The organism is Stieleria sp., from assembly GCF_041595215.1.
In the GTDB taxonomy this organism is placed as follows: Bacteria; Planctomycetota; Planctomycetia; order Pirellulales; family Pirellulaceae; genus Stieleria; species Stieleria magnilauensis.
In genome coordinates, this window is the sequence record NZ_JBFHKV010001017.1 from 1 (window position 1) to 3,113 (window position 3,113).

Genomic DNA, 3,113 nt, shown 5'->3' on the forward strand with positions numbered 1-3,113 from the left:
AGGCTTGTTCGGGGGAGAGGGGAGCCATTTTGGGGTAAGTCGCTTCTCGATTTAGCGGTATTGCGCTTGGGGGGCGTTGCCGCACCGATCGAAGCTCTCCTTCAACCCCAATCAAGTCGATGGAAAACCAACAGGAACCGGGGCATTCGATCGACCCAGCCGTCGCTGGCGGCGAGCGACCGGTGGCGATGCGCGAGATCAACTACCGGCACAGTTCGAAATTCGTTCCGTTGCTCGAGCACCTCGGTTGTTCGTTACTCGTTTCGACCTATGCGGCAGGCAAAGTCGTCAGCGTCGGAGCCTGCGACGGCCAGCTTCATTTGGGGTTTTCGAATTTTCAACAGGCGATGGGGATTGCACCGCCGAGGCAGGCGTCGGATGCGAACGGGGTGAAGACGTCATCGATTGCGGTCGGGGGGCCGAACGTGATTTGGTTTCTTCGCGATGGAGGATCGTTGGCGAGCCAAGTCGATCCGGCGGGGACCTATGACCGCGCCTACCTTGCCCGAGAATCGTTTGTAACGGGCAACATCCATGTGCATGAAATGCAGTGGGGAGCCGATGGCCAATTGTGGATCGTGAACACTCTGTTTTCGTGTCTCTCGACGTTGCACGAGGATTTTAATTTCGTTCCACGCTGGCAACCCCCGTTCATCACGGAGCTGGCGCCACAAGATCGTTGTCATCTCAACGGATTGGCGATGGAAGAGGGACGGCCCAAGTATGTCAGCGCGTTGGGGACGAGTGATGTGGCGCGTGGCTGGCGTGAAAACAAGTCCGACGGCGGGGTGCTGATCGACGTGTCCAGTGGGCAGGTGGTCGCGGGCGGTTTCTGCATGCCCCATTCTCCGCGGTTGCATGGCGGAAAGGTGTTCATGCTTGACAGTGGTCGCGGAAGACTGGTCGCGATCGACCCACACAGTGGCCAAGCCGAGGAGGTGGCGTCCTATCCGGGCTACGGGCGCGGGTTGGCGTTCCATGGCCGGTACGCCTTTGTGGGGATGAGTCGGGCGAGGGAGACATCGGTTTTCGGAGGCGTGCCGATTTGTCAGGATCGCGATGCGATGCGTTGTGGCATTGTTGTGATCGATTGGATGTCAGGGCAGAGTCTTGCGTTTCTGGAGTTTGAAAGTGGCGTGGAGGAGCTGTTTGATGTTCAGGTGATGCATGGCAGCAAGCGAACGGTTGTGTGCGGACCCTATCCGCGAGAGGATCAGCAGTTGCCCGTCTGGGTGGTCCCGCGTGGCGAGCAGGTCGATGCGATCCTGGGCGGTGCCGGGGGCGATTGCGTTCAAAGAAAACGGCCCTACTGAATTGTCTGATTTTGCGGCTTGGAACGTTTGGTTGGTTTATACTGCCACCCTTGTCCTTCGGTGAAGTCAGATCAAGTCGCGTTGGAGGCCGCATCGGCCGCTACCAACGTCGCCTTCTCTGGGGCCGTTTTCGGCTCAGCGTCAACGCCGCAGCACGTCGGTGTTGATGGCTGCGATTTGCTTCATCCTCGTCACGCTACACCTCTGTTGAGAAGCCCCTATGGATGGATTGCGATCGCGACAATCAGCAGTTTCGCGGTTCCCGTCGCGGACACGATTGTCTGGACCAAGCGATGCAAAACGGCAACGATCGCGTGTTCGTCGATCGCGTCGTCGGCGATTGGGGGCGGCGATCGAATCGCTGGAAAGCCGTCGTCTGTTGACGTTCGCGATTGACCTGTTTCAAGACATCAACATGCTCGGCGTGTCGTCGGGAATCGATGAGATGGTTTCGTTCGGCGATGAATCGTTTTTCGTCGCCGATGACGGCGTGCACGGAACCGAGCTTTGGAAAACCGACGGGACGGTCGACGGCACGGCGATGGTGAAAGACCTGTTGCCGGGGCCGGACACGTCATCGCCGGCGGAATTGACCGTGCTCGGAAACGAATTGTTTTTCACCGCATTGGATGAGGGCGGCGAAACCGATTTGTGGAAAAGCGACGGAACCGAAGCGGGGACGGTCAAGGTCTTTGATGCCGATGCAGTGGGCGTGTATTACTTGACCGACCTGACCGCGTCGGGATCAAAGCTGTTTTTCACGGCATACCAACCGGCGTTCGAGGGCCAACCGGCGACCGGATATGAGCTTTGGGCATACGACGGCACGTCGGGAGGCACCGCGTTGGTCAAAGACATCAATCCCGACCAACAGGTGATCGATCGTCCGCAGGAGTTGACCGACGTCAATGGCACGCTGTTCTTCACCAGTTACGACAACGGTTACTACAACCGTGAACTTTGGACGAGTGACGGGACCGCCGATGGGACGGTGATGGTGAAGGATCTGGGGATTGATCCAGGCACGGATCCCGGCACCGCCGACGATGATCCTACGGTCAGCTCCAATCCCACGTACTTGACCAGCCACAACGGGCTGTTGTTCTTTGCCGCCGAAGACTTTACCGATGGGGTAGAGCTTTACCGAAGCGATGGAACCGAGGCTGGAACGGTGCGGGTGTTTGATTTGAACCCGAACGGTTCGTCATACCCCGAAGAGCTGACTTCGTTCGGGTCGGAGCTGTTTTTCGCTGCCACCGATGGAACCGGCGGACGTCACGTGTACAAATCCGACGGTGCCACGATCGCGTTGGTCGCCGACACGACGCGCGGACTCGGTTCATCCACGCCGTTTGAGTTTGAAGTGGTCGGCGATACGTTGTTCTTCGTTGCCAACGGGGCGGTGCCCGCAACGACGATTTCGGTGAGTTCGCCGACGATGACGGCAGACAATTCTCGCGTGGTCAATGGCAACTATGCGGGGATCGTCGCTGAGACGACGACGGCCTACGGTGGGACGTTGTCGGGGTTCAACGCATCAATCCAGTTCAACAGCACCGCGCAGGGGGGATCCAATGACAATCTGGGTTGGGTCTCGTCGAGCGCCCGCATCGGCGACCCGGGCGTCGGGCTGCAATCGATCGAAGTCGGCGACTTGTACGTCGAAGACATCGACAACAACGGTGAGTTGGCGGTCAACGCATGGGAATGGACGATTGCGGATTCCGCCGGTTTGACGAACCTCCGTTTTTCCGGATTCGCGTCGGGGAACGGATTGACGGAGGCGACGTCGGGAAGTGA

The 3,113-nt window shown here is 58.8% G+C and carries 3 protein-coding genes; all 3 read left to right on the forward strand.

Annotated elements, in window-relative coordinates; translation table 11 throughout:
* The first annotated feature begins 119 nt into the window (after nucleotides 1-119).
* Entirely contained in the window at nucleotides 120-1,313 is a 1,194-nt protein-coding gene (locus ABX749_RS27465) for a TIGR03032 family protein (protein ID WP_372898841.1), read from the forward strand.
* A gap of 224 nt (nucleotides 1,314-1,537) precedes the next feature.
* Nucleotides 1,538-1,696: a hypothetical protein gene (locus ABX749_RS27470; protein ID WP_372898842.1), complete on the forward strand. Its 159-nt coding sequence runs from the start codon at nucleotides 1,538-1,540 to the stop codon at nucleotides 1,694-1,696.
* Nucleotides 1,693-3,113 (forward strand): ELWxxDGT repeat protein (locus ABX749_RS27475; RefSeq protein ID WP_372898843.1); only part of this gene is annotated, 1,421 nt, incomplete at its 3' end. The genes ABX749_RS27470 and ABX749_RS27475, both read left to right, overlap by 4 nt.